This is a genomic window from Hymenobacter daeguensis (assembly GCF_054780555.1).
In genome coordinates this window covers 109,805-131,533 of the sequence record NZ_BAAGWC010000010.1, presented here as the reverse complement: position 1 = coordinate 131,533, position 21,729 = coordinate 109,805, and the positions used below count along the sequence as shown (strand labels likewise).

The following is a 21,729-nucleotide window of genomic DNA, read 5'->3' as shown; positions in this document are numbered from 1 at the left end:
CACAAGCTAAAGCATGTGCTACAATCACCTCCCCGCGCCGCCTCGGCTCCCCTCTCCCCCGGAGAGGGGTCGGGGGTGAGGCAACCCGCCAGAACCTATGAAAACGCCTCCCAATCCCTCCTGCTGTTGTCGAATGCGCCCGCTTCCCAGCCCCTCCCCTTCGACTTCAACTCCCCCGATTCATGAAATCCTATTACCCCTCCTTTCTCCTTTTTCTTCTTCTGTTTCTGGCTAGCCTCAGCGCGGCCTTTGCCCAAACCCAGCTCATCGCCATCAGCGGCGTAGTGCACGAGAAGGGCACCAACGAAGCCCTGCCCGGCGTGAGCATCAGCGTGAAGGGCGCCAGCACCGGCACCCAGAGCGACGGCGAGGGCAAATTTGCCCTCAAAGCCAAGCTTACCTACCCGTTTACGCTCGTCTTCAATGCCCTGGGTCACGAAGCCGTGGAGCTCGAAATCGTGAGCAGCAGCCAGCCGCTGAGCGTGACGCTCGAGGCCAAGGGCGTGCTCACTAATGAGGTCGTGGTATCGGCCTCGCGGGTGGAGGAAAGCCGGCTGAAATCGCCGGTGGCTATTGAGAAGCTCGATATCCGGGCCATTAAGGAAACGCCCGCGCCCAGCTTTTACGACGCGCTGGAAAACGTGAAGGGCGTGCAGATGCTCACCAGCAGCCTCACTTTCAAAGTGCCGAATACCCGGGGTTTTAACATCCCGAACAACTTCCGCTTTATGCAGCTGGTGGATGGCGTGGATATGCAGGCCGCCACCCTGGGCATGCCGCTGGGCAACGCCATCGGGCCAACGGAGCTCGACATTGCCAGCGTGGAGGTGACGCCCGGCGCAGCCTCGGCCCTCTACGGCATGAACGCCATCAACGGCATGGCCAACCTTACCACCAAAAGCCCCTTCACCTACCAGGGCCTGAGCGTGTACCAGAAAGTGGGCGTGAACCACGTGGGCAGCGCCGCCGACCGCAATACCAGCGCCCTCACCGAAACCGCCGTCCGCTACGCCCAGGCGCTGGGCAGCCGCTGGGCCTACAAGGTGAACCTCGACTACCTGCGCGGCACCGACTGGCTGGCCAACAACCAGACCGACCAGAACCCCCAGGGCCTGAGCACCTCTAACCCCGCCTTCCCGGAGCTGGCCGGCGCGGCCAACCCCGCCGCTGACCGCTGGAACCGTTACGGCGACGACACCAACTCCTCACTCACCGTCACCATCCCCTACCAGGGCAAAAACCAGGCGTTTACCGTGACGCGCACCGGTTACTACGAGAAAGACCTCGTGAACCCCATCGTGCGCAACATCAAGGCCGACGCCAGCCTGCACTACAAGCTGACCGACAAGCTGGAGCTGAGCTACGGCTACCGTTTCGGACTGATGGACGGCGTGTTTCAGCGCGGCAACAAGATTCAGCTCGACGGCGTGACCGTGCAGAACCACAAGCTGGAGCTGAAGGGCGCCGACTTCGTAGTGCGCGCCTACACCCTGCTCGAAAACACCGGCAACTCCTACAACCTCAACCCCCTGGCCCTGAACTTGGACCTGCAAAACGGCTCGAACGCCGTGTGGGGCGGCAAGTTCCGCACTGCGCTGCAAAGCCAGCTGGCCGCCGGCACGGCCCTGGCGCCCGCCATGGCCGCCGCCCGCTCCGCCGCCGATGCAGGCCGCGCCGAGCCCGGCATGCCCGCCTTCGACGCCCTGAAAGCCCAAATCGTGCGCACCAACAACTGGGACAGCGGCGTGAACGTGCCCGGCGCGCCCACGCCCGGCGGCGCAGCCCTCACCCAGCGCAGCCGCACCTACCACACCGAGGGCGTCTGGAACCTGGGCCAGCGCGTGAAATTCGTGGATTTGCTGGTGGGCGCTGATGCCCGCGTGTATCAGATTATCCCCGACGGCAACAACTTCGTCGATTTCAGCCTGCCCCTGGCCGAGCGGAATCAGGCCGGCGGCAGCTACGTGTACTACAAGAAGTACGGCGCCTTCGGCCAAGCCACCAAGCTGCTGCTCGATGACAAGCTGAAGCTGACCGGCTCGCTGCGCGTGGATTACAACCCCGAGTTCACCGCCAAAATCAACCCGCGCCTGGCCGCCGCGTACACCCTGGCCGAGAAGCACAACTTCCGCGCCTCCTACCAGAACGGCTGGCGCTTCCCCTCGCTGTTTGAGGCGCTGTCGTTCGTGAACAACGGCAACGTGCGCCGCGTGGGCGGCCTGGCCCGCGTGAACGAGGGCCTGAACTACCTGCAGAACTCCTACACCCGCACCAGCATCGACCAGTTTAACGCGGCCGTGAATGCCTACGTGGCCGCCACGCCCGGCAGCACCGCCGCCCAAGCAGCAGTCTTACCCCAGAACCGCGACCTCCTAAAAGTCGCCAACCTGCCCACCGAGCAGCCCGAGCAAATTAACGCCTACGAGGTGGGCTACCGCAGCGTGCTCCTCGACAACCGCCTGGCCATCGATGCCGACGCCTACTACAACATCTACTCCGGTTTCCTGGGCCAGGTGGAAGTGAGCGTGCCTAAAGATGCCAACGGCGCCCAGGTGCCCGTTGGCTCCGATGCCGCCGCCCTGGCCGCCCTACGCGCCAACCGCGACGCCCGCCAGGACCGCTACCGCGTGTACACCAACTCGCGCCAGGACTACCACAGCTACGGCTCCACGCTGGGCCTCACCTACAACTTCTACCAGAAGTTCACCGTGGCCGGCAACGTGAACTACAACGCCCTGTCGAAAAACAGCCAGGCCGACGTGTTCGTGACCGGCTTCAACACCCCGAAATGGGCCACCAACGTGTCAGTCGGCAACCGCGAAATCGTGAAAAACTTCGGTTTCAACGTGAACTGGCGCTGGCAGGACTCCTTCTACTGGGAAAGCCCGCTGGCCAACGGCCGGGTGCCTTCTTACGCCACCCTCGATGCCCAGATGAACCTGCGCGTGCCTACCCTGAAATCCACTGTCAAGCTCGGCGGCACGGATATTTCCAACAAACGCTATTTCCAATACGCCGCCGGCCCCACCATCGGGGCGCTGTACTACGTGAGCGTCGTATTCGACGCCACGGTGCTGCATTAGGTCGCCCTCCACGTTCGCCTCACCCCCGGCCTCTCTCCACCGGAGAGGGGAGCCAATCGAATTACGGCGCATGTCTTAGCCGGTGCAAGCATTAAGACAACTGCTTGATTTTAAATAATCAAACCCAACGCCGCACAAGCTAAAGCATGTGCTACAAGTAACGTCCGCGCCGCCGTGGCTCCCCTCTCCCCCGGAGAGGGGCCGGGGGTGAGGCGAACACCAGAACAATGTCCCATACCCCCAACCTCTCCGAAGTCGAGCACGTCAAAACTGCCAGCCGCTACCTGCGCGGCACCATTGTCGAGAGCCTGCGCAACCGCCTCACCGGCGCGCTGAACCACGACGACACCCACCTCATCAAGTTCCACGGCTCGTACCAGCAAACCGACCGCGACCTCGATTCCGAGCGCAAGCGCCAAAAGCTGGAGCCGCTGTTTTCCTTCATGATTCGGGTGCGGGTGCCGGGCGGCGTGGCTACCGCCGCTCAGTGGCAGCGCATGGATGCCCTGGCCGACGCCTACGGCAACGGCACCCTCAAGCTCACCACCCGCCAGACCTTCCAGCTCCACGGCGTGCTGAAGCGCGACCTGCGTCCCACCATCCAGGGCTTCAACGATGCCCTGCTCGACAGCATCGCCGGCTGCGGCGACGTGAACCGCAACGTGATGTGCAACGTGAACCCGCACGAGTCGGCAGTGCACGGCGAGGTGCAGGCCGTGGCCGCCAGAATCAGCGCCGACCTCACGCCGCGCACCACCGCCTACCACGAAATCTGGCTCGACGGCGAGCTGCAGAACACCACCGAAGCCACCGACGACGCGGAGCCCATCTACGGCAAAACCTACCTGCCGCGCAAGTTCAAAATCGCCCTGGCCCTGCCGCCCTACAACGATTCCGACATCTTCTCGAACGACATCGGCCTCATCGCCATCGAGGAAAACGGCCGGCTGCTGGGCTTCAACGTGGCCGTGGGCGGCGGCCTGGGCATGACCTTCGGCCTGCCCGAAACCTACCCCCGCCTGGCCGACCTCATCGGCTTCGTACCCACCGAAAACGTGGTGGACGTGTGCGAGAAAATCGTGACCATCCAGCGCGACTGGGGCAACCGCGAAAACCGCAAGCTCTCGCGCCTCAAGTACACCGTCGACCGCGCCGGGCTACCCGCCTTCGTGGCCGAGCTGCAGCAGCGCCTGGGCTACGCGCTGGCCGCCGCCCGCCCCTACCGCTTCGACAGCTCCAGCGACGCTTTTGGCTGGACGATTGCCGCCGATGGCAACGCCCACCTCGTGCTTTTCGTGGAAGGCGGCCGCGTGCTCGACCGCCCCGGCTACCGCCTCAAAACTGCCCTACGCGAAATCAGCGCCTTCCACACCGGCGAGTTCCGCCTCACCGGCAACCAGAACCTCATTCTGGCCAACATCGAGCCCGCCCACCGCGTCCGCATCCAGGCCATTCTGGAGGCTCACGGCGCAGCCCCGAAAGCCGAGCAGCTCACCGCGCTGCGCCGCAACGCCTTGGCCTGCGTAGCCCTGCCCACCTGCTCGCAGGCCTTCGCCGAGGCCGAGCGGTATTTGCCCCAGCTGCTCGATAAGCTCGATGCCGTTATCCGGGCCCACGGGCTGGCCGAGGCGGGCATTCTAATTCGGATGACGGGCTGCCCAAACGGCTGCGCCCGCCCCTATCTGGGCGAAATCGCGCTGGTGGGCAAGGCCCCCGGCCGCTACAACCTCTACCTCGGCGCCAACTACGCCGGCGAGCGCCTCAACAAACTACACCGCGAAATGCTGGACGAGGACGGTATCCTGCGCGAACTCTCGCCCCTGCTGGCCGCCTACGCCGCCGAGCGCCAGCCTGCCGAGGGTTTCGGCGACTTTGTGGTGCGCACCGGCGTTGTGCAAGCCACCCGGCACGGGTTGGATTTTCACGCCTAATTCTATTATCTTTCTGAGCTATGGATTCCAATTTCCCTAACCCCGCCGGCCCGGCGGTGGCAACCCTGCCGCCGGACACTACCCCGCCGGCCAACCACCTGTTTCCCATCTTTTTGAAGCTGGAAAACATGCGGGTGCTGCTGGTGGGCGGCGGCAACGTGGGCCTGGAAAAGCTGGGGGCCATTCTGCGCAACAGCCCGGCCACGGCCGTCACCGTTGTGGCTGCCCACATCCGGCCCGAGCTGCGCGAGCTGGCCGCCCGCCACCCCAAGGTGCAGCTCCACGAACGGCCCTATCAGGATTCCGACCTTGAGGGCAAAGACATCCTCTTTCTGGCCACCGACGACGTGGCCCTGCACCGCTACATCGGCACGGCGGCGGCCGCCCGCCAGCTCCTCACCAACGTGGCCGATACGCCCGAGCTGTGCGATTTCTACCTTTCGTCGGTGCTGCAGAAGGGCGATTTGAAAATTGCCATCTCCACCAACGGCAAGTCGCCCACCATTGGCAAACGCCTTCGCGAGGTGCTGGCCGAAGTGCTGCCCGCCGAGCTAAGCACGGTACTGAGCCAGATGACCGTCATCCGCAGCCGCCTGCAGGGCGATTTTGCGGAAAAAGTGAAGTCGCTGAACGCCGTGACGGCCGAGCTGGCCAATGGCCCGGCCTACGAAACGCCCGCCACCGTTTACTGGCGGCGCGTGGCCACGGCCTCGCTGATGACGTTCGCGGCCTTTATCGTCCTCAACATTCTTTCCTATTACTTCACCTGGCAGCAGGCCTGGGACGTGGTGCGCTCGTCGGGCACGTTCTACACCTTTGTGGCCGTAGGCTTCCTGGCCCAGATGGTGGACGGAATGCTGGGCATGGGCTACGGCGTGGTGTCGGCCATCAGCCTGATGTCGCTGGGGCTGAGCCCGGTTTCCGTCAGCGCCAGTATTCATACGGCCGAGGTGTTTGCCAGCGGCGCTTCGGGCTACAACCACTACCGCTTCGGCAACGTCAACAAGCGCCTGTTTCGGGTGCTGCTGCTGCCGGGCATTGCCGGCTCCGTCAGCGGCGCCCTGCTGCTGGCGCATTTCGGCGAAACCTACGCCGGCTACGTCAAGCCCATTCTGGCCGTGTACCTGCTCATTCTGGGCCTGCGCATCATCACCAAAGCCTTCCAGAAAGCGGCCCGGAAGCGCAGAAAGGTGAAAAACGCCGGCTGGCTGGCCGGGGCCGGCGGCTTTCTCGATTCCTTCGGCGGCGGTGGCTGGGGGCCGCTGGTCACGAGCACGCTGATTACCAATGGGCGTACGCCGCGCTACGTCATCGGCACGGTGAGTCTGGTCGAATTCTTCGTGACGTTCGCCAGTGCCTTCACGTTTTTCACCATCCTGGGCATTTCGCACTGGCAGATTGTGCTGGGCCTCATCGTGGGCGGCGTGGCCGCCGCGCCCATCGCCGCGCGCCTGGCCGGCCGCCTGCCCACCCGCTGGATGTTCGTGGGCGTGGGGCTGATGGTGATTGTGTGGAGCCTCTGGGCGCTGCGCAAGCTGCTGTAGGGGCCGGGCCGCTACTTCACCAGTTGCTACTTCACCAGTTTTTTGTTGCGGCCAATGGTGAGCTCGCCATCATCGAAATAGTCGAACCCGAATTTGTCCAGGCAGTTGTAGATGCGCGGCCGGATGCGAAACTGGTCATGAATCTCGATGGCGATGAACCGGGCGCTGCGCAAGGTCTGAAACGCGGTTTCGTCGTTGGCAAACAGGTACCGCTCGGCTCCCTCAATGTCGATTTTGAGCAGGTCGATGCAGTCCCACCCGGCCTCTTTCATCAGGTACTGCACATCGTAGCCCTGCAGGCCGGTGGGCTGGTCGGTTTCTTTCACATAAAACGACCATTCGCGCTGGTCGCCCACGTCGCGGCCCACCTCCAGCTGCGCCTGCCGCTGCCACAGGCCCGCCTTCAGGGCCTTCACGTGCTGCATGCCATTGGCTGCTACGTTGCTCGTGAGCTGCGCATAGTTCGATTCCTCCGGCTCGAGGCTGATGATGTGCGCGTTCGGAAACCGCGCCTTGAAGAACAGGGTGGCAAAGCCCACGTTCGCCCCGGCATCGATGATGCGCAGCTCGTCGCCGGCCTTCAGCCATGGCTTCATGTAATCAACGACGGCCTGGTACTGCGGCTCTTTCCAGACCTGAAAAAACACGCTCAAATCGCTCGATGGATTGGCGCGCACCGAAGCCCTCAATTTCGTTTTTGTTTCGGCATCGGGCCAGGCAATCTGGCAGCGTCCCTGCTCCACCTCCCCGCTCGAACCACCCATCTGCGCCAGCAGATTCCGGCAATTGTCCAGCCAGCTGGCATCGGTGTGAACTTCGGCTACCACGGGCGGCACGCGCCGCAGCTGGCGGATGAGCGTGATAACTGACGGGGGCAGCTGATGATACCACTTGCGCAATAATGTCTTTTTAAACATCGGCGGACGAATTAGCCCCGTGCGATTACGGGGAACAAGGAAGGCTGAAACAGCTCAATGGGTCCGGCAAGATAGGGAGGAATTCAAACTACGCTTCTCCCGGCCACTGGCCGAAAGGCTCCGCTCGCGGGAGCACAAAAAAAAGGGCTTCCGGTAAGTCCCGGAAGCCCTTTTGCCTGGCGCACTATGTTATATGTCGAATTTAATGCCTTGTGCCAGCGGCAATTCCGTCGAATAGTTAATCGTATTCGTTTGCCGGCGCATGTACACCTTCCAGGCATCGGAGCCCGACTCGCGTCCGCCGCCGGTTTCCTTCTCGCCACCAAACGCGCCGCCGATTTCGGCCCCGCTCGTGCCGATGTTCACGTTGGCAATGCCGCAGTCGGAGCCGCTGGCCGCCAGGAAAGCTTCGGCCTCCCGCATGTTGAGGGTGAAGATGCTGCTCGACAGGCCCTGCCGCACGTCGTTCTGCAGGTCGATGGCCTGCTGCACGTCGCCACTGTATTTGATGAGGTAGAGAATGGGCGCGAAGGTTTCTTCCTGCACCGTGTGGTAGTGGTTTTCGGCTTCTACCAGCGCGGGCTGCACGAAGTGGCCGCCGTGCAGCTCGGCGCCGCTCAGCACCTGGCCGCCCGTCAGCAGCTTGCCGCCTTCGGCTTGCACGTTCACCAGGGCTTGCTCAAACATCTTCACCGCGTCGCCGTCAATCAGCGGGCCTACCAGCGTGCCTTCCTGCAGCGGATGGCCGATGGGCAGCTTGGGGTAGGTGGCCAGCAGACGGTTTTTCACCTCCTCGTACACGCTCTCCTCAATGATGACGCGGCGCGTGCTGGTGCAGCGCTGTCCGGCCGTGCCCACCGCCCCAAACACGATGGCGCGGATGGCAATGTCGAGGTCGGCGTTTTTCGTCACGATGATGGCGTTGTTGCCGCCCAGCTCCAGCAGGGCGCGGCCCAGGCGGGCCCCCACCACTTCGCCCACCTTCTTGCCCATGCGGGTGCTGCCGGTGGCCGAAATCAGCGGCAGGCGCTGGTCGGCAGCCATGGCGGCCCCAATGCTGGCATCGCCGATGATGACGCTGAACACGCCTTCGGCAATGTCATTCTCAGCCAGCACGTCGCGGATGATGTGCTGCACGGCCACGGCCGTGAGGGGCGTTTTCTCCGAAGGCTTCCAGATGCTCACGTCGCCGCACACGGCGGCCAGCATGGCGTTCCAGCTCCACACGGCCACCGGGAAGTTGAAGGCCGAGATGATGCCCACCAGGCCCAGCGGCTGGTACTGGTCGTACATGCGGTGCGCGGGGCGCTCCGAGTGCATGGTGAAGCCGTGCAGCTGCCGGCTCAGGCCCACGGCAAAGTCGCAGATATCAATCATCTCCTGCACTTCGCCCAGGCCTTCCTGCAGGATTTTGCCCATCTCGGCGCTCACCAGCTTGCCCAGCGGCTCCTTGAACTCGCGCAGCTTGTTGCCAATCTGGCGCACAATCTCGCCGCGCTTGGGGGCCGGCACCAGGCGCCAGGTTTTGTAGGCTTCCTGCGCGGCTTTCACCACGGTTTCGTAGTCGTCGGCGGTAGCGAAGGCCACGCTGGCAATGCGGCGGCCATCGGCGGGCGCGCTGATGACGCGGCGCTCGGCATTGGCGTGGCCGCCCCAGGTGCGGCCGGTGCTGTAGGCGGCGTTGTCGGCCTGCACGCCCAGCTGGCGCAGCACGTCCTGAATGCCGTGGGGGTCGTGGTGGGGGTGCGGCACCGTTACGTCGGGCGCGGTAGCTTCTTCGAGGGCTTGCTTCATGGGAAATTTGAGGTGGGATGATGCAGCGGCAAAGCTACTGCCCGCCGGGGAGTTGGCGGCGGGCCTCACCTCTGCGGTCATCCTCCACGCCGACGCCGCTCCCTACGCTTTGCGCCCCACCGGCTCCTGCGCCAGCTGGCTCAGGCTGCTGAATACGTCGAGGCTATCGCGGCGCAGGCCGCGTACTTCCTCGTCCGACAGCTGCCGGACCTTGGTTTGAAAGTCCTTGTAGTAGGCCACAAACACGGCCAGCTCCGGCACCCGGTTTTCGTAGGGCACCATGTTTTCCAGCACTTCATTGAAGAAATGCGGGCTGTGCGTGGTCACGAAATACTGGTTGGTTTGCTGCGTGGCAATGCGCTCGGCCAGCTGCGTCACGTAGCGCGGGTAGGAATGCGCCTCCGGCTCTTCCAGCAGCAGCACCGTGTTGCGGTTCGATTCCATGGCCGCCAGATGGAAGCCGTAGCGCCGCAGCGTATCGCCGCTGCTGGAATACGGATAGGCGAAGCTCAGTCCCTCCACCTCCTTCATCACTTCGAAGCGGCGCGTGTCGGGGCGCACGCGCAGGCGCAGGTTGTGGCTTTCGAATAGCGTGGCAAACTCCTGCCGCAGGTCGGCGTTGGCTTCCAGCACCTGCACCAGGTTGTTGCCGTGGGGCGGGCGCAGCGAGGCATCATCGTAGCGCCGGTCGAGGTGGCTTTTGTGCTTGAAGCGGTACGATTTCACGGCCCGGGGCTGCCAGCTCGGCACCGAGGTCAGGTAGTGGCCGGCCGTGCCCGGCTGGTCCACGTAGCCATCCCGGTCAAACTCGGTGTAGAGAAAGCCCGGCTCGGGCAGCGTGCCGGCGCTGGCCAAGTGGTCGTAGAGGCGGGCCAGCAGCTGCGCGTCATCGCTCGTGCGGTTTTTGCCGCGGCCTTCCAGCAGCGGCAGGCCCAGCTGGGCCCGCAGCAGCAGGTAGGCCGTCTGGCTGAAAACAGCGTATTTGAAGCGCTTCTCGCCGTTCTGGTTCACGCGGCCCAGCAGGCACAGGTCGCGGTCGGTTTCCACCCGTATGGGGCTGGTCATCACGCTGTCGTGAAAAAGCTGCGCGGGCTTTTCGTAGCGAATAAAGCTGCGCATGAACTTCTTTTTCTGCTCGTAGGGGAAGCTGCCCAGCAGGCTCATGGCCTCCAGCACGGTCGATTTGCCCGCGTTGGGCTCGCCAATGATGATATTCACCCGACGCGGGTGCAGAATGGCACTCCGAATCGACTTAAAATTCTGGATGTAGAGAGTGTTGATGACGTTTTCCATGCACAAACGAAGGCGGGGCAAATCGGGGGAATGAGCCGGTTGAGAATTACAGCTTAACCGGCTCCCGACCTGGGACAAGCATTTACGAGGCAATCCACCATTCGGGCTTAAAGATGCAGCGTTTTTTGGCGCATTATCAAATTTATCTTCCCTGATTTTCAGCCCGATATTCCCATAAAACCTTTGGGCAAAAAGCAGCTATTTGGATAATTATAATGCGCCTGTTTTTAGTCCCGAAATGGGATACTGCTCTTGTCCAATTGCCAAACAAAAAAAAGCCCCTGCCGCGTTGGCAAGGGCTTTTGCAAAGGCAAAAGATACTACTTACTCCTGCCCGATGGGATAGTACGCTTTGCGACCATCCGGGTACACGCCTTCGACCAGCGCGCCCGAATTTTGCCGGGCCTGGTCGAGGTAATTTTTCACGTCGGCCGGCTTGGTCACCTGGTTCTTGTCGATGCGGGTGATGATGAAGCCGTCGGCCATGCCCGTCTCGCGGAAATTGCTGCTCTTGATGCCGCTGATTTTGGCACCGCCTTCCAGGCCCAGCTTGGCCAGGTCGCGGGGCGGCACGGCGGCAATGGTGGCGCCTTCGTACTTGATGGCGGCAGCCGCGGCGTCTTCGCGCACGATGCCGGTGGTGCCGGTGGCGTTGCGCAGGGTGGCTTCCGTCACGCCGGCCGAGCCGCCGCGCAGGTAGTTCACCTTAATCTTGTCGCCAGGGCGGAAGCGGGCCACCTGCTCCTGCAATTGCGAGGACGTATTCACGGCCACGCCGTTGATTTGGGTGATGATGTCGCCCATTTTGAGGCCGGCCTGGGCGGCGGCGCTGCTTTCGCTCAGCCCTTCCACGTACACGCCGTTCAGGGTATTCAGCTTCTTCTCAGAAGCCAGCTTGGCATCTACTTCGCGAATCTGCACACCGAGCAGGGCCCGCTGCACCACCTTGTATTTCAGCAGGTCGTCCACCACTTTGCTGGCCAGCGAGCTGGGGATGGCGAAGGAATAGCCTTCGTAGCTGCCGGTGTGCGAGGCAATGGCCGAGTTGATGCCGATGAGGTCGCCATTCAGGTTAACCAAGGCGCCGCCCGAGTTGCCGGGGTTTACCACGGCGTCGGTCTGGATGAACGACTCGATGCCCATGTTGTCCTTGCGGCGCAGGATGTCGATGTTGCGGCCCTTAGCCGAGATGATGCCGGCCGTCACGGTCGAGTTCAGGTTGAAGGGGTTGCCCACGGCAAGCACCCACTGGCCCACTTTCACGTCGTCGGAGTTGCCGTACTTCACGAAGGGCAGGTTGTCGGCCTTCACTTTCAGCACGGCCAGGTCGGTGTTGGGGTCGGCCCCCACCAGCTCGGCGTCGAACTTACGCTTGTCGTCCAGCACCACCTCAATCTTGGAGGCTTTGTCGATGACGTGGTTGTTGGTCACGATGTAGCCATTGGCGGCGATGATGACGCCCGAGCCCGAGCCCTGGCCACCGCCCTGCGGCTGCTGCTGCCGGAACTGGTCGAACTGGTCGCCGAAGAACTGGCGCAGGAAGGGGTCCATCTGCTGCTGGCGCTGGTCCACGGCCGGCGCGGCGTATTCGGTCATTACGTGCACCACGGCAGGGGTTACGGCGGCGGCGGCGGCCACGAAGTTCAGGCCTTCGGGCACGGTGTAGGGGCTGCTCCGCATCTCGGAAGTGTAACGCACCTGGGGGTCGGCGGCTACAGCCTGCTGCACCGACGGGGCCGGCTCCAGCAGCTTGTACCCCCCCACGGCCACGCCGCCGCCAAGAATGGCAGAACCGAGCAGGCCGAGCATCATTTGTTTTGCTTGCATGGGTAAGGGAAAATTGAAAAAAGGGTGAATGGGGTGAACTACGAGCCTAATTTAAAAACGTCCGGATGAAAACAGCATGAGCCGGGGCCGGATATTTTCACCAACGCGCTAAGGATTCGCTTTCGTCTGCAAGGGTTGCTTTTAGCAGAAAACAGGCCAAAGCAGGGCTGTCAGGGGCACAACACGGCTTTCGGCAAAAAAGGCACCCCGCGGGGTGCCTTTTTTACAGATTCGGTTCGCGCTTAGCGGATTTCGATGTGCTGCTTGGTCACTTTTTCCGTGTCGAAGGGCAGGGCCACGCGCAGGATGCCATCGGTCAGCTCGGCCGCGATGCCTTTCACGTTCACCGTGTCGGGCAGGCGGAAGGTGCGCGAGAAAGTGCCGTAGTTGGTTTCGGTGCGGCGGAACTTGGGTGCGGCCGGCGCTTCGGGCGTTACCACGGCAGGCGTGTTCTCGGAAGCATTCTCAGCGGCGGGAGCAGCTTCGGTGGCCGTGGCGGCAGCTTCTTTGGCAGCGGTAGCCGGGTTCGGCCGGCTGCCCGATACGGTGAGCTGGCCGTCGAGGAATTCGAGGTTGACGGCTTCTTTTTTCACGCCGGGCAGGGCCAGGTGCAGCTCAAAGCCTTCGGCGGTTTCGAGGATGTCGGCGGCGGGCACGAAGGCCGGGGTGGGTTGCGCAGCGCCGGTTTGCGGGGCTTGCAGCATGTCGGCCAGCATGGCGCTCAGGGCGCGGCTGGGGCGGAGGGAAGGGCGGTTGTTATACAGCAGAGTTGCCATGATGAGGTTGAGATTTTAGTTGTGAAAGAATCACTGCCGACCAGCGGCACACCTCACTTCCTTAAAATCTATACCAACCGGATTTTAGCAGAAATTTAGCGACAATTTGTCTTAAAAGACAGCATTTCGCTTATCAGCAATCCGCCAAGAAAAGGCTAAAACCTATTTCATCACCTCCATTGGCACTTTTCAGACAAAACCCGTTGCTGCAATTTTGTCAGCAACCCACTTCGTTCCCTGCTTAATCCCCTTAGTGCTGGGTGGGAAGCGGCCGGCGGTCGGTGGCCGTGCGGGCTTGCAGGATGGTGTAGCGCAGGTCGATTCCGAGCACCGGCGCGACGACGTTGACTTTGCCGCCGGAGGTCTGGTTGCCCAGGGCGTCGTATTGCGGCAGGGTGACGAGGTAGGTGGTCTGGTAGGCAAACCAGGGCGTGAAATCGAACCGGCTGATGCGGCAGCCTACTTCGGCCCGCAGACTGGTGAACTGGATAAACCGCTCGTCGGGGTCGGTGTCGGACTTCAGCAACCGGACGTGGGTACCGGCTTCGTAGCTCAGGCGGGGGCGCAGGGCGAGGGCGGAGCCGAGGGGAACGATTTTTTCCAGGTCTGCGCGCAGGCGGGCGTTGGTCTGGCCTTTGGCGTTGGCGGGGCTGGGAAACGTGCGCTCTACGCTCAGGCGCTGGCCGAAGGTGAGCGGGCCAATGGAACTGCGGTGGCGCAGCAGCACTTCGGGAATCAGGGTGTAGGCTTTGTTGGCCGAGAAGTAGCCCAGCGTGCCGCCCACGCTCCACTTCTCGCTCCAGAAATGCTCGTAGCCCAAGGTCACGCGGCGCTCGTCGAAGCCGAGGAAGCGGTTGGGGTCGTCGAAGCCGTTGTTGTCGGTGTTGTTCTGGCCGCGCAGGGCCAGCAGCAGGTAGTCGCTGCCGCTGTCGGGCAGGGCCAGCTCGGCCTGGGCCTCGGGCCAGAGCTGCAGGCCGGAGAGGGAGCGGTGGGTTTGGGCGGCGGCGGGCAGGGCCAAGCCGGTCAGGAGCAGCGCGAGGGGGAGCAGTCGTTTCATGAGTTCGTAGCGCGGGCTTTTAGCCCGCGAGGCGGGTAATGTTACTGGTTCACTCGCGGACTAAAAGTCCGCGCTACGTTTCTACTCGCCCAGCTCCTTTATCGCCAGCCAGGCCATGAGGCCGGGGCCGGTGGTGAGGGCCTGCTCGTCGATGTCGAAGGTAGGCGTGTGCACGGAGGCGGCAAAGCGGCCGTCTTCGTGCCGGGTGCCGAGGCGGTAGAAGCAGGCCGGCGCGGCCTGCGAGAAATAGGCAAAGTCCTCGGCGGCCATCCACTGGTCGAGCTCCACCACGTTTTCGGGGCCCAGGTATTCCTCGGCGGCGGCCCGCACGCGGGCGGTGAGGGCGGGCTCGTTTTCCAGGTAGGGGTAGCCGTGGCGGATTTCGAGCTCGCACACCGCGCCCATGCTCTCGGCCAGGCCCTCGCAGAGCTTGCGCAGGTGCTGGTGGGCCTCGGCGCGCCACTCCTCGTTGAGGGTGCGGAAGGTGCCCTCGATGTACACCTCGTTGGGGATGACGTTGGTGGCGCCGTTGGCGATGACTTTGCCGAAGCTCAGCACCGACGGAATTTTGGGGCTCGCGCGGCGGCTCACCACCTGCTGCGCGGCCACAATGAGGTGCGCGGCCACCAATACCGGGTCCAGGTTCATCTCGGGCATGGCCCCGTGGCCGCCTTTGCCCCTCACGGTGAGGTATAGTTCGTCGGTGCTGGCCATGTAGCGGCCGGGGCGCAGGCCGATTTTGCCGGCCGGCAGGTGCGGGAACACGTGCTGGCCCAGCACCTGGCTCACGGCCGGGTTTTCCAGCACGCCTTCCTTTATCATCAGCGACGCGCCGCCGGGCAGGCGCTCCTCGCCCGGCTGAAACATCAGCTTGACGGTGCCTTTGAACTCGCCCTTCAGCTCGGTCAGGATGCGGGCCGCGCCCAGCAGGGAGGCCGTGTGCACGTCGTGGCCGCAGGCGTGCATCACGCCGGGGTTGGTCGATTTGTAGGGGATGTCGCTGGTTTCCTGAATGGGCAGCGCGTCCATGTCGGCCCGCAGGGCAATGGTGGGGCCGCCGGGCCGGCCTTCAATCAGGGCCACCACGCCGGTATTGGCAATGGGCTGGGGCGTGAGGCCCAGCTTCTCCAGCTCTTGGGTGACGAAGGCGGCCGTGTTCACTTCCTCGAACGAAAGCTCGGGGTGGGCGTGCAGGTGGCGGCGCACGGCCACGGTGTCGGCGGCGAACCGGGCGGCGAGGCGCTGGATGGTGGAGCGGAGGTCGGCGGACATAGACTTGGGCAATAGGCGAAAAACTCCCCTCCTTACCAAGGAGGGGATGTTCGCGCCAACGGCGCGAACGGGGGTGGTGGTAGGCGCTGAACGGCTCACGTCAGGTTCGTTCGGGGTAGTCGTTCGGGCATTGCTCAACGCCCTGACCACCCCCGTTCGCGCCTGCGGCGCGCACATCCCCTCCCTGGTAAGGAGGGGAGCTTGCCGTTCAAGGGCCCGCTACGGGTTCTTGTTCAGCAGCACCTGGCCGGGCTCCAGCTCGGGCTTGGGCACGAAGGCGCGCATCCGGGCCATGCCCCGGGCGGCATCGAGGCGGGTGAGGTAGTCGCCGATGTAGAGGCGGTACACCGGCGACTTGAACACGATGTAGTCGGTTTCGTCCGGGTAGCGGCCAATGATGGAGCGGCGCAGCGCCATCACCTTGTCGCGCTCGGTGCCGAAATACACCAGGATGCGGAAGCCCTGCGCGTATTTCACGTTCTGGTTGGTGTAGGCCTGGTCGCGCAGGCGCTGGTCCACCTGCGGGTTCACCTGGTTGGTGGGCAGCGGGGCGGCTTTGGCGGGCGCGGTGGCGGGCAGCGGCGCGGCTTTGGGCGTGGCGAAGACCGGGCGGTACTTGCTCACGTCCTCGGCCGGCATGGGCGGGGTGGCGGCCACGGCGGGCTTGCGCCCGGTGGTGTCGGGCGGGGCGCTGGCCTGCGGGGCCTGCTGCGCGGTGCTGGCGCAGGCCGCCGCCATAAACAGCAGCGAGGCCAGCAGGCTATTGAGCAGCAGTCGGTTCATCGGCTTCGGAAATCAGGGCAATGCTATTGGACGAGCCGATGCGGTCGGCCCCGGCGGCCACCAGGGCCTCGGCAGCTTCGCGGGTGCGAATGCCGCCGGCCGCCTTGATGCGCATGGTTTCGGGCAGCACGCGGCGCATCAGCTCCACGTCGGCCACGCTGGCGCCCCGGCTGGCAAAGCCGGTGGAGGTTTTCACGAAATCGGCTTCGCCTTCCACGCACAAGCGGCAGGCCAGCTCAATCTCCTCTTCCGAAAGCAGGGCGGTTTCGATGATGACTTTCAGCAGGGCCTGATGCACGTGGCACAAATCGGCCAGGTCCAGGATTTCGGCCTGAATGGCTTCGGCCTTCCCCGATTTCAGGGCCGAGAGGTTGATAACCATGTCCAGCTCGGTGGCCCCGTCGTACAGGGCCACTTCGGCCTCCTTAAACTTCACGCTGCTGGCCGAGTAGCCCAGCGGAAAGCCAATCACCGTGCAGATGCCAATGGGCGTGCCCGCCAGCTTGCTGGCGGCCAGGGCCACGTAGCAGGGCGGCACGCACACGGTGGCAAAGCCGTGCGCGGCGGCCTCGTCGCAGAGCTGAAGTATCTGGGCCTCGGTGGCATCGGGGCGCAGCAGGGTGTGGTCGATTCGGGCGGCAAGCGTCATGGCACAAAGGTAGGTGGTTCTGCCCCCCTACTCCACCAGCAGGCGGCGGGTTGCGAGGTACGGGCCGGCTTGCACCGTCACGGTATAGAAGCCGGGGGCCAGGCCGGCAAGGTCCAGCTCAGCGCTTACGTTTTCGGAATTGGCGCTGGCACCAGCCGGCTGACTGAGCCGGACACGGCCCAACGCATCCAGCACGGTGATGGTGGCCCGACCGGTGCCCGCCGGCAGCAATACCGTGGCCCGGCCGTGGGCGGGGTTGGGGGCCAGGTGAATGCCGGCGGGCACCAGGGCCGACGCGGTGGCCGTGAGCGTGGGGTCGGTGAGGGCCGCGATGAACGCAACCTGTGTGCCCCCGCTGGGCTGGGTCAGGGCAAAGGGACCAAATGTTGCGGGCGTGCTCCCGCTGCCGGCCAGGTAAACCCGCGTAGCCCCCAGGGCCAGGCCGTAGCCGAAATCGAAGCCGGGCCCGCCCCCCTGCTGCACCCAGGCAAAGCCGGCGGCGGTACCGGCATCTGTCAGCCGAGCTACAAACACGTCGTACAGCGCTACGCTGGTGGCGGTGCTGCCGCCAAACCTCACCGTGCCCGAAAACGAACCGGCCATGTACACACTTGTGCCATTCGCGCACACGGCCCAGGGCTGGCACACACCGGAGCCGGTTGTTTGCTGGCTCCAGGCGAAGGCAGCGCTGGTGCCCTGGTCCAGCACCCTGGTCACAAAACCGGTATTGGAGCCGGAGCTGGTGAGGGTGCCGGCGCCGAAGGCGGCGGTGATGCTGCTGAAATTGCCGGTGGCATACACCCCGGTGGCGGTGGCAGTCAGGCCGGTCACGGTTTCATCGCGGGCACCGCCGCCGCGCTGGGCCCAGTCAAAGCTGGCGCTGGAGCCGGCATCGGTCAGCCGCGCGATGAAGGCATCGCTGTAGCCGGCATTGGTCAGCACGGTATTGCCAAACGTGGCTGTATTGCCCTGAAAATCGCCTCCTACATACACCGCCGGGCCCCGCACGGCCAGGGCATTGGGCCTTTCGGCCCCGGGCCCGCCCGCCCGCTGCGCCCATACCGGCGTAGCCGTAGCACCGGCATCCGTGAACTTGGCCAGGTACATGTCAAACACGCCGGCATTGGCGAGGCGGGTGCTGCCCACCGTCAGGATGGGGTCGCTGAACCAGCCCGTCACATAAACGCTGCTGCCGCTGGCGGCTACGGCCGTGGCCAAATCGCCGCTGACCCCGCCAATGTCCTGCACCCACTGGCAGGTGCCCGTGGGGCCGGCATCGGCCAGCTTCACCAGAAAGCCGTCGCTGCTGCGCTGGGTGCCGCCCGTGTTGGCAATGCTGACCGTGCCGCAGCTCACGGTGGGGCTGCTGAAATCGCCGGCCACGTACACGTTGCCCCCGGCCACCGCCACCCCCAACACGTGCTCCTCATAAATGCCCCTCAGCTGCTGGGCCCACACGAAGGTGCCGGTCACGGGGCTCCACTTGGCCACAAAGCCATCGATATCGAAGCCGCTGGTGCTGCTCAGGGTGGTGGTGCCAAAGCTCACGGTGCCCTGGAAGTTGCCGGCCACCCACACGTTGCCGGCGGCATCGGTGGTGCAGGCGTGCACTTCGGCGTTGTAGCCGGCCAGCGGCCCCGATGCTACCGCCAGCTGCCAGGCGGGGGCCTGGGCCCGCGCCCCCGGGCCGCCCAGCAGCAGCAGCAAGGGCAGCAGCGCTTTTAGCGCATCGAAAATCCTGGTTGCGGGGTAGCGTAGCGTCATAGCATGGAAGAAAGGCCGTGGAGCACTGGTAAAGATACCCTGCCACCGGCCAGCGGGCATTTTTTCTGCCCGCGTGGGCGGGGCCGCTGCTTGCGCAAGCGCCCTTTGCCGCCGGGCAGCAAAGGGCGCAGCCAGGGCCGTGGCCGGCCGCTACTGCACAATCCGGCTTTTCACGGCCGAGTATTGCGGCTCGGTGGTGGAGCCCACCAGGGCGGCGGCTTTCACGAAGACTTTGGTGCCCGACTCGAAGGGGCCGAGCTGGCGCTCCCGGCCGCCGCCCACGGCCACCAGCCACTGCTCTTCGGGAAACTTGGCATCGAAGGAGTAGCGGATAAGGTTCTGCAAGGTGCCGGTGGGGCGCTTCAGCTTGAGCAGCAGGCAGCCGGGCTGGGTGCCGTCGAGCAGGTCGAAGTCCATCACCACGTCGGTGGCGGTGGTGGCCAGCGAGCGGGCGGCCGTGCCGGCCCCGTCGGCCAGCGTGAGGCCCGAGGAAAGCAGGGCCGGCTCGTTGCCGGGGTAGTCCAGGTTGAGGCGCTTGGCCAGGCGGCCCAACTCGGTGGTGGTGGCCGTGCGCAGCTGGTCGCGCTGGGCGGTTTGGGCAGGCGAAGGATGGTCGGTGACGGCCACGGCCGCATCGAGGGCCATGACGGCCGCGCTCAGGGCCTTCACCAGCTCGGCGCCGGTGGCGATGAAGGGGCTGGCCGTGGTTTGGCGCACGGCCGCGTGGGCAAACGGCGACACGGTGTCGTAGAGCAGGTAGGTGTAGTCCTCCAGAAGCTTGGGCTTGCGCATACGGGTAATGAAATGAAGGTGAGCAAATGATTGAAACCGAATGTATAGCCGCCTCCAGCGGTTCTGGCTGCAATCGCCCTGAAATCAGGTAAAAACACCTGCAAAATCAGGTATTTTTACCTGCCTCCACTCCCGCAAAAGCGCCCCGTTGCCTCCCCTGTTTGCCATCGAAAAAAGCATTAACCCAATCCCCGACAACGCCAACTCAATCGCCGACAGCCATAACCCAATCCCGGACAACGTCAACCCAATCCCCTTAAGCGTATCCGCCATCGCAGACAGCATGCCTGCGATGGCGGATAAAAGCTGTTACCCTGAAAACAGGTCGTCCGCCATCGGAGAAACGGCATCCGGGATTGGAAACACGCTTTCTCCAATGGCGGACGACGCCAACGGCAATGAGTAGCCGCTATTCCACCACCAGCTGCCGGGTGCCAGCGGTGCCGCCCGCCTGCACCCGCACGGCATACAGGCCGGGCGCGAGGCCGGTCAGGTCCAGCTCGGCGGTGGCGTTGGCAGTGGCCGTTTGGGTGCGCAGGGCGCGGCCCAGCGCATCGAAAAGGGTGAGGGTGGCCGTGGCCGCGCCGGGCACGGCGGGCAGCTGCACGGTGGCCGCACCGTGGGCGGGGTTGGGATACAGGCGCAGGCCCGCCAGCGCGGCGGGCGCGGCGGTGGCCAGGGGGCTGGCGGCCAACGAGGCCAGAAAGCCCACGCTCACGGTGGCCGAGGTGGTGATGAGCTGGCTGCCAAACGCGGCCGGGGGCGCCACGCTGCCGCCCACCAGCACGGTGCTGCCCAGCACGGCCACGCTGGTGGCCTGGTCGGCCCCGTTGCCGCCGGCCTTTTGGGCCCACACAAAGGTGCCGGCCGGGCCCGAGTCGTTCAGCCGGCTCACAAACACGTCGGTGGTGCGGGCCGTAGCCGTCGAGGTATTGGCGAGGCTGATGGTGCCAAACGCGGCCGTGGCGCTGCTGAAGCCCCCGGCCACGTACACGTCGGAGCCGCTCGCGGCCAGGGCGGTAGCGCCGTCGGTGGCAGTGCCGCCGGCCTGCTGCGCCCAGGTGAAGGCGCTGCTGGTGCCGGCATCGGTGAGCTTGGCCACGAAGATGTTGGCCGGGCCGGCGCTCACCACGCCGTTCACATCAAAAATAGCCAGCCCGCTGAAGCTGCCGGCCACGTACACGCTGCTGCCGCTCAGGGCCAGGGCGGTGGCCACGTCGGCGTTGGGGCCGCCGGCGCTCTTGGCCCAGGCCAGGCCGGCGTTGTTGCCCGTGTCCTGAAAGCGCAGCACGTAGGCATCGCGCCCGCCGCTGCTGCTCAGGGTGGTGCCGCCCAGGTTGAGGTTGCCGGTGTAGTCGCCGGCCAGGTAGAGGCTGTTGCCGCTGGCCACCAGGGCGGCCACCGCGTCGTCGGCCGCCGCGCCGCCAAAGGCCCGCGCCCACACAAAGCTGGCCGAGGTGCCCGCATCGGTGAGCTTGGCCAGGAAGACGTGGGCCAGGCCGGCCGTGGTGCCCGTGGCCGTGTTGTTGGTGACGGTGAGGCTGCCGAGCGTGGCCGTCTGGCTGCGGAAAGTGCCGGTGAGGTACACGCTGGCCCCGCTCACGTCGAGGGCCGTGGCCCGGTCCTCGTTGAGCCCGCCCACCGGCTGCGCCCACACGAAGCCGGCCGTGCTGCCCGCATCCGTCAGCTTCACCACGAAGCCGTCGGTAGCCCCGGCCGAAGTCAGGTTGAGGCTGCCAAAGCTGGCCGCCACGCCAAACGTGCCGGCCACAAACACGCTCGCGCCGCGCACTGTGAGGGCCAGGGCCTGGTCGTTGTTGGCCCCGCCGGCCCGCTGCACCCAGGCAAAGGTGCGGCTGGCCACGTTCCACTTGCCCACAAATACGTCGTTGGCCCCGGCGCTGGTGAGCAGGGCGCTGCCCATGGCCACGGTGCCGGCAAAGTAGCCCGTCACGTAAAGGTTGGTACCGGCGGCATCGGGCGCGGTGGCCGTCACGGTGTAGGCGCCGTTGCTGGCCGTGCCAATGGCGGCGGCCGTTTGCCAGGCGGGCGCCTGGGCGCGGGCGGCCGGAGCAGCAGCCCATAATAGCCCGATGAACAGCAGGCGACGCAGAAGGGTAATTGGTTGGTTCATATAAGCGGTGGGGGCTTGGTTGCGGATATTGCCATTGACCGCGCCGGCCGAAACGGGTTTAACCCCGGCCATGCAAAAGCGCCCCCGTTCCGGCCGGGTGGTCGGAACGGGGG

Annotated in this window: 16 protein-coding genes; 4 read left to right on the top strand and 12 right to left on the bottom strand. The window is 64.8% G+C overall.

Translation table 11 applies throughout. The annotated features are described in order from the left end of the window. Positions 1 to 182 precede the first annotated feature (182 nt). From ACYVHT_RS13075 to ACYVHT_RS13065, 3 genes are all read left to right on the top strand, one after another. The gene (locus tag ACYVHT_RS13075) at positions 183 to 3,083 is read left to right on the top strand and encodes a TonB-dependent receptor (RefSeq protein ID WP_460552260.1); all 2,901 of its coding nucleotides are present in this window, start codon (positions 183 to 185) and stop codon (positions 3,081 to 3,083) included. 227 nt (positions 3,084 to 3,310) lie between these two features. After that, the gene (locus tag ACYVHT_RS13070) at positions 3,311 to 5,014 is read left to right on the top strand and encodes an assimilatory sulfite reductase (NADPH) hemoprotein subunit (RefSeq protein WP_460552257.1); all 1,704 of its coding nucleotides are present in this window, start codon (positions 3,311 to 3,313) and stop codon (positions 5,012 to 5,014) included. Between the two features lie 20 nt (positions 5,015 to 5,034). Continuing rightward, entirely contained in the window at positions 5,035 to 6,558 is a 1,524-nt protein-coding gene (locus tag ACYVHT_RS13065; RefSeq protein ID WP_460552254.1) for a TSUP family transporter, read from the top strand. Positions 6,559 to 6,584: 26 nt separating this feature from the next. Here the strand turns inward: ACYVHT_RS13065 and ACYVHT_RS13060 are convergent, their stop codons facing one another. The 11 genes from ACYVHT_RS13060 to ACYVHT_RS13010 form a co-directional block, all read right to left on the bottom strand. Further along, the gene (locus tag ACYVHT_RS13060; RefSeq protein ID WP_460552251.1) at positions 6,585 to 7,475 is read right to left on the bottom strand and encodes a class I SAM-dependent methyltransferase; all 891 of its coding nucleotides are present in this window, start codon (positions 7,473 to 7,475) and stop codon (positions 6,585 to 6,587) included. A gap of 189 nt (positions 7,476 to 7,664) precedes the next feature. Continuing rightward, positions 7,665 to 9,269: an aldehyde dehydrogenase family protein gene (gene amaB / locus ACYVHT_RS13055; protein ID WP_460552249.1), complete on the bottom strand. Its 1,605-nt coding sequence runs from the start codon at positions 9,267 to 9,269 to the stop codon at positions 7,665 to 7,667. Between the two features lie 102 nt (positions 9,270 to 9,371). After that, entirely contained in the window at positions 9,372 to 10,583 is a 1,212-nt protein-coding gene (locus ACYVHT_RS13050) for an AAA family ATPase (protein WP_460552246.1), read from the bottom strand. Positions 10,584 to 10,886: 303 nt separating this feature from the next. Next, positions 10,887 to 12,389 carry a S1C family serine protease gene (locus tag ACYVHT_RS13045; protein ID WP_460552243.1) on the bottom strand — a complete coding sequence of 501 codons (1,503 nt, stop codon included), beginning with the start codon at positions 12,387 to 12,389 and terminating at the stop codon, positions 10,887 to 10,889. A 242-nt stretch (positions 12,390 to 12,631) separates the two neighbouring features. After that, complete coding sequence (locus ACYVHT_RS13040) at positions 12,632 to 13,165, bottom strand: Hsp20/alpha crystallin family protein (protein ID WP_460552240.1); 534 nt, start codon at positions 13,163 to 13,165, stop codon at positions 12,632 to 12,634. A 250-nt stretch (positions 13,166 to 13,415) separates the two neighbouring features. Then, positions 13,416 to 14,222 carry a hypothetical protein gene (locus tag ACYVHT_RS13035; protein WP_460552237.1) on the bottom strand — a complete coding sequence of 269 codons (807 nt, stop codon included), beginning with the start codon at positions 14,220 to 14,222 and terminating at the stop codon, positions 13,416 to 13,418. A gap of 81 nt (positions 14,223 to 14,303) precedes the next feature. Then, a complete protein-coding gene (locus ACYVHT_RS13030; RefSeq protein WP_460552233.1) occupies positions 14,304 to 15,494 on the bottom strand; it encodes a M20 metallopeptidase family protein in 1,191 nt (396 codons plus the stop codon). Positions 15,495 to 15,713: 219 nt separating this feature from the next. After that, on the bottom strand, positions 15,714 to 16,277 hold the full coding sequence (locus tag ACYVHT_RS13025; RefSeq protein WP_460552230.1) for a hypothetical protein: 564 nt from the start codon (positions 16,275 to 16,277) through the stop codon (positions 15,714 to 15,716). Continuing rightward, complete coding sequence (deoC, locus tag ACYVHT_RS13020) at positions 16,255 to 16,926, bottom strand: 2-deoxyribose-5-phosphate aldolase (RefSeq protein WP_460552227.1); 672 nt, start codon at positions 16,924 to 16,926, stop codon at positions 16,255 to 16,257. The genes ACYVHT_RS13025 and deoC overlap by 23 nt, the downstream gene beginning before the upstream one ends. Positions 16,927 to 16,953: 27 nt before the next feature. Further along, a complete protein-coding gene (locus ACYVHT_RS13015; protein ID WP_460552224.1) occupies positions 16,954 to 18,690 on the bottom strand; it encodes a T9SS type A sorting domain-containing protein in 1,737 nt (578 codons plus the stop codon). A gap of 150 nt (positions 18,691 to 18,840) precedes the next feature. Next, complete coding sequence (locus ACYVHT_RS13010; RefSeq protein WP_460552221.1) at positions 18,841 to 19,482, bottom strand: hypothetical protein; 642 nt, start codon at positions 19,480 to 19,482, stop codon at positions 18,841 to 18,843. A 148-nt stretch (positions 19,483 to 19,630) separates the two neighbouring features. On the opposite strand from ACYVHT_RS13010, the gene ACYVHT_RS13005 reads away from it, so the two are divergent. Further along, positions 19,631 to 19,888 (top strand): hypothetical protein, encoded by a 258-nt coding sequence (locus tag ACYVHT_RS13005; protein WP_460552218.1) that lies wholly within the window; start codon positions 19,631 to 19,633, stop codon positions 19,886 to 19,888. A gap of 3 nt (positions 19,889 to 19,891) precedes the next feature. Here the strand turns inward: ACYVHT_RS13005 and ACYVHT_RS13000 are convergent, their stop codons facing one another. Further along, positions 19,892 to 21,616, bottom strand: coding sequence for a T9SS type A sorting domain-containing protein (locus tag ACYVHT_RS13000; protein ID WP_460552215.1), 1,725 nt, complete (start codon positions 21,614 to 21,616; stop codon positions 19,892 to 19,894). Positions 21,617 to 21,729 lie beyond the last annotated feature (113 nt).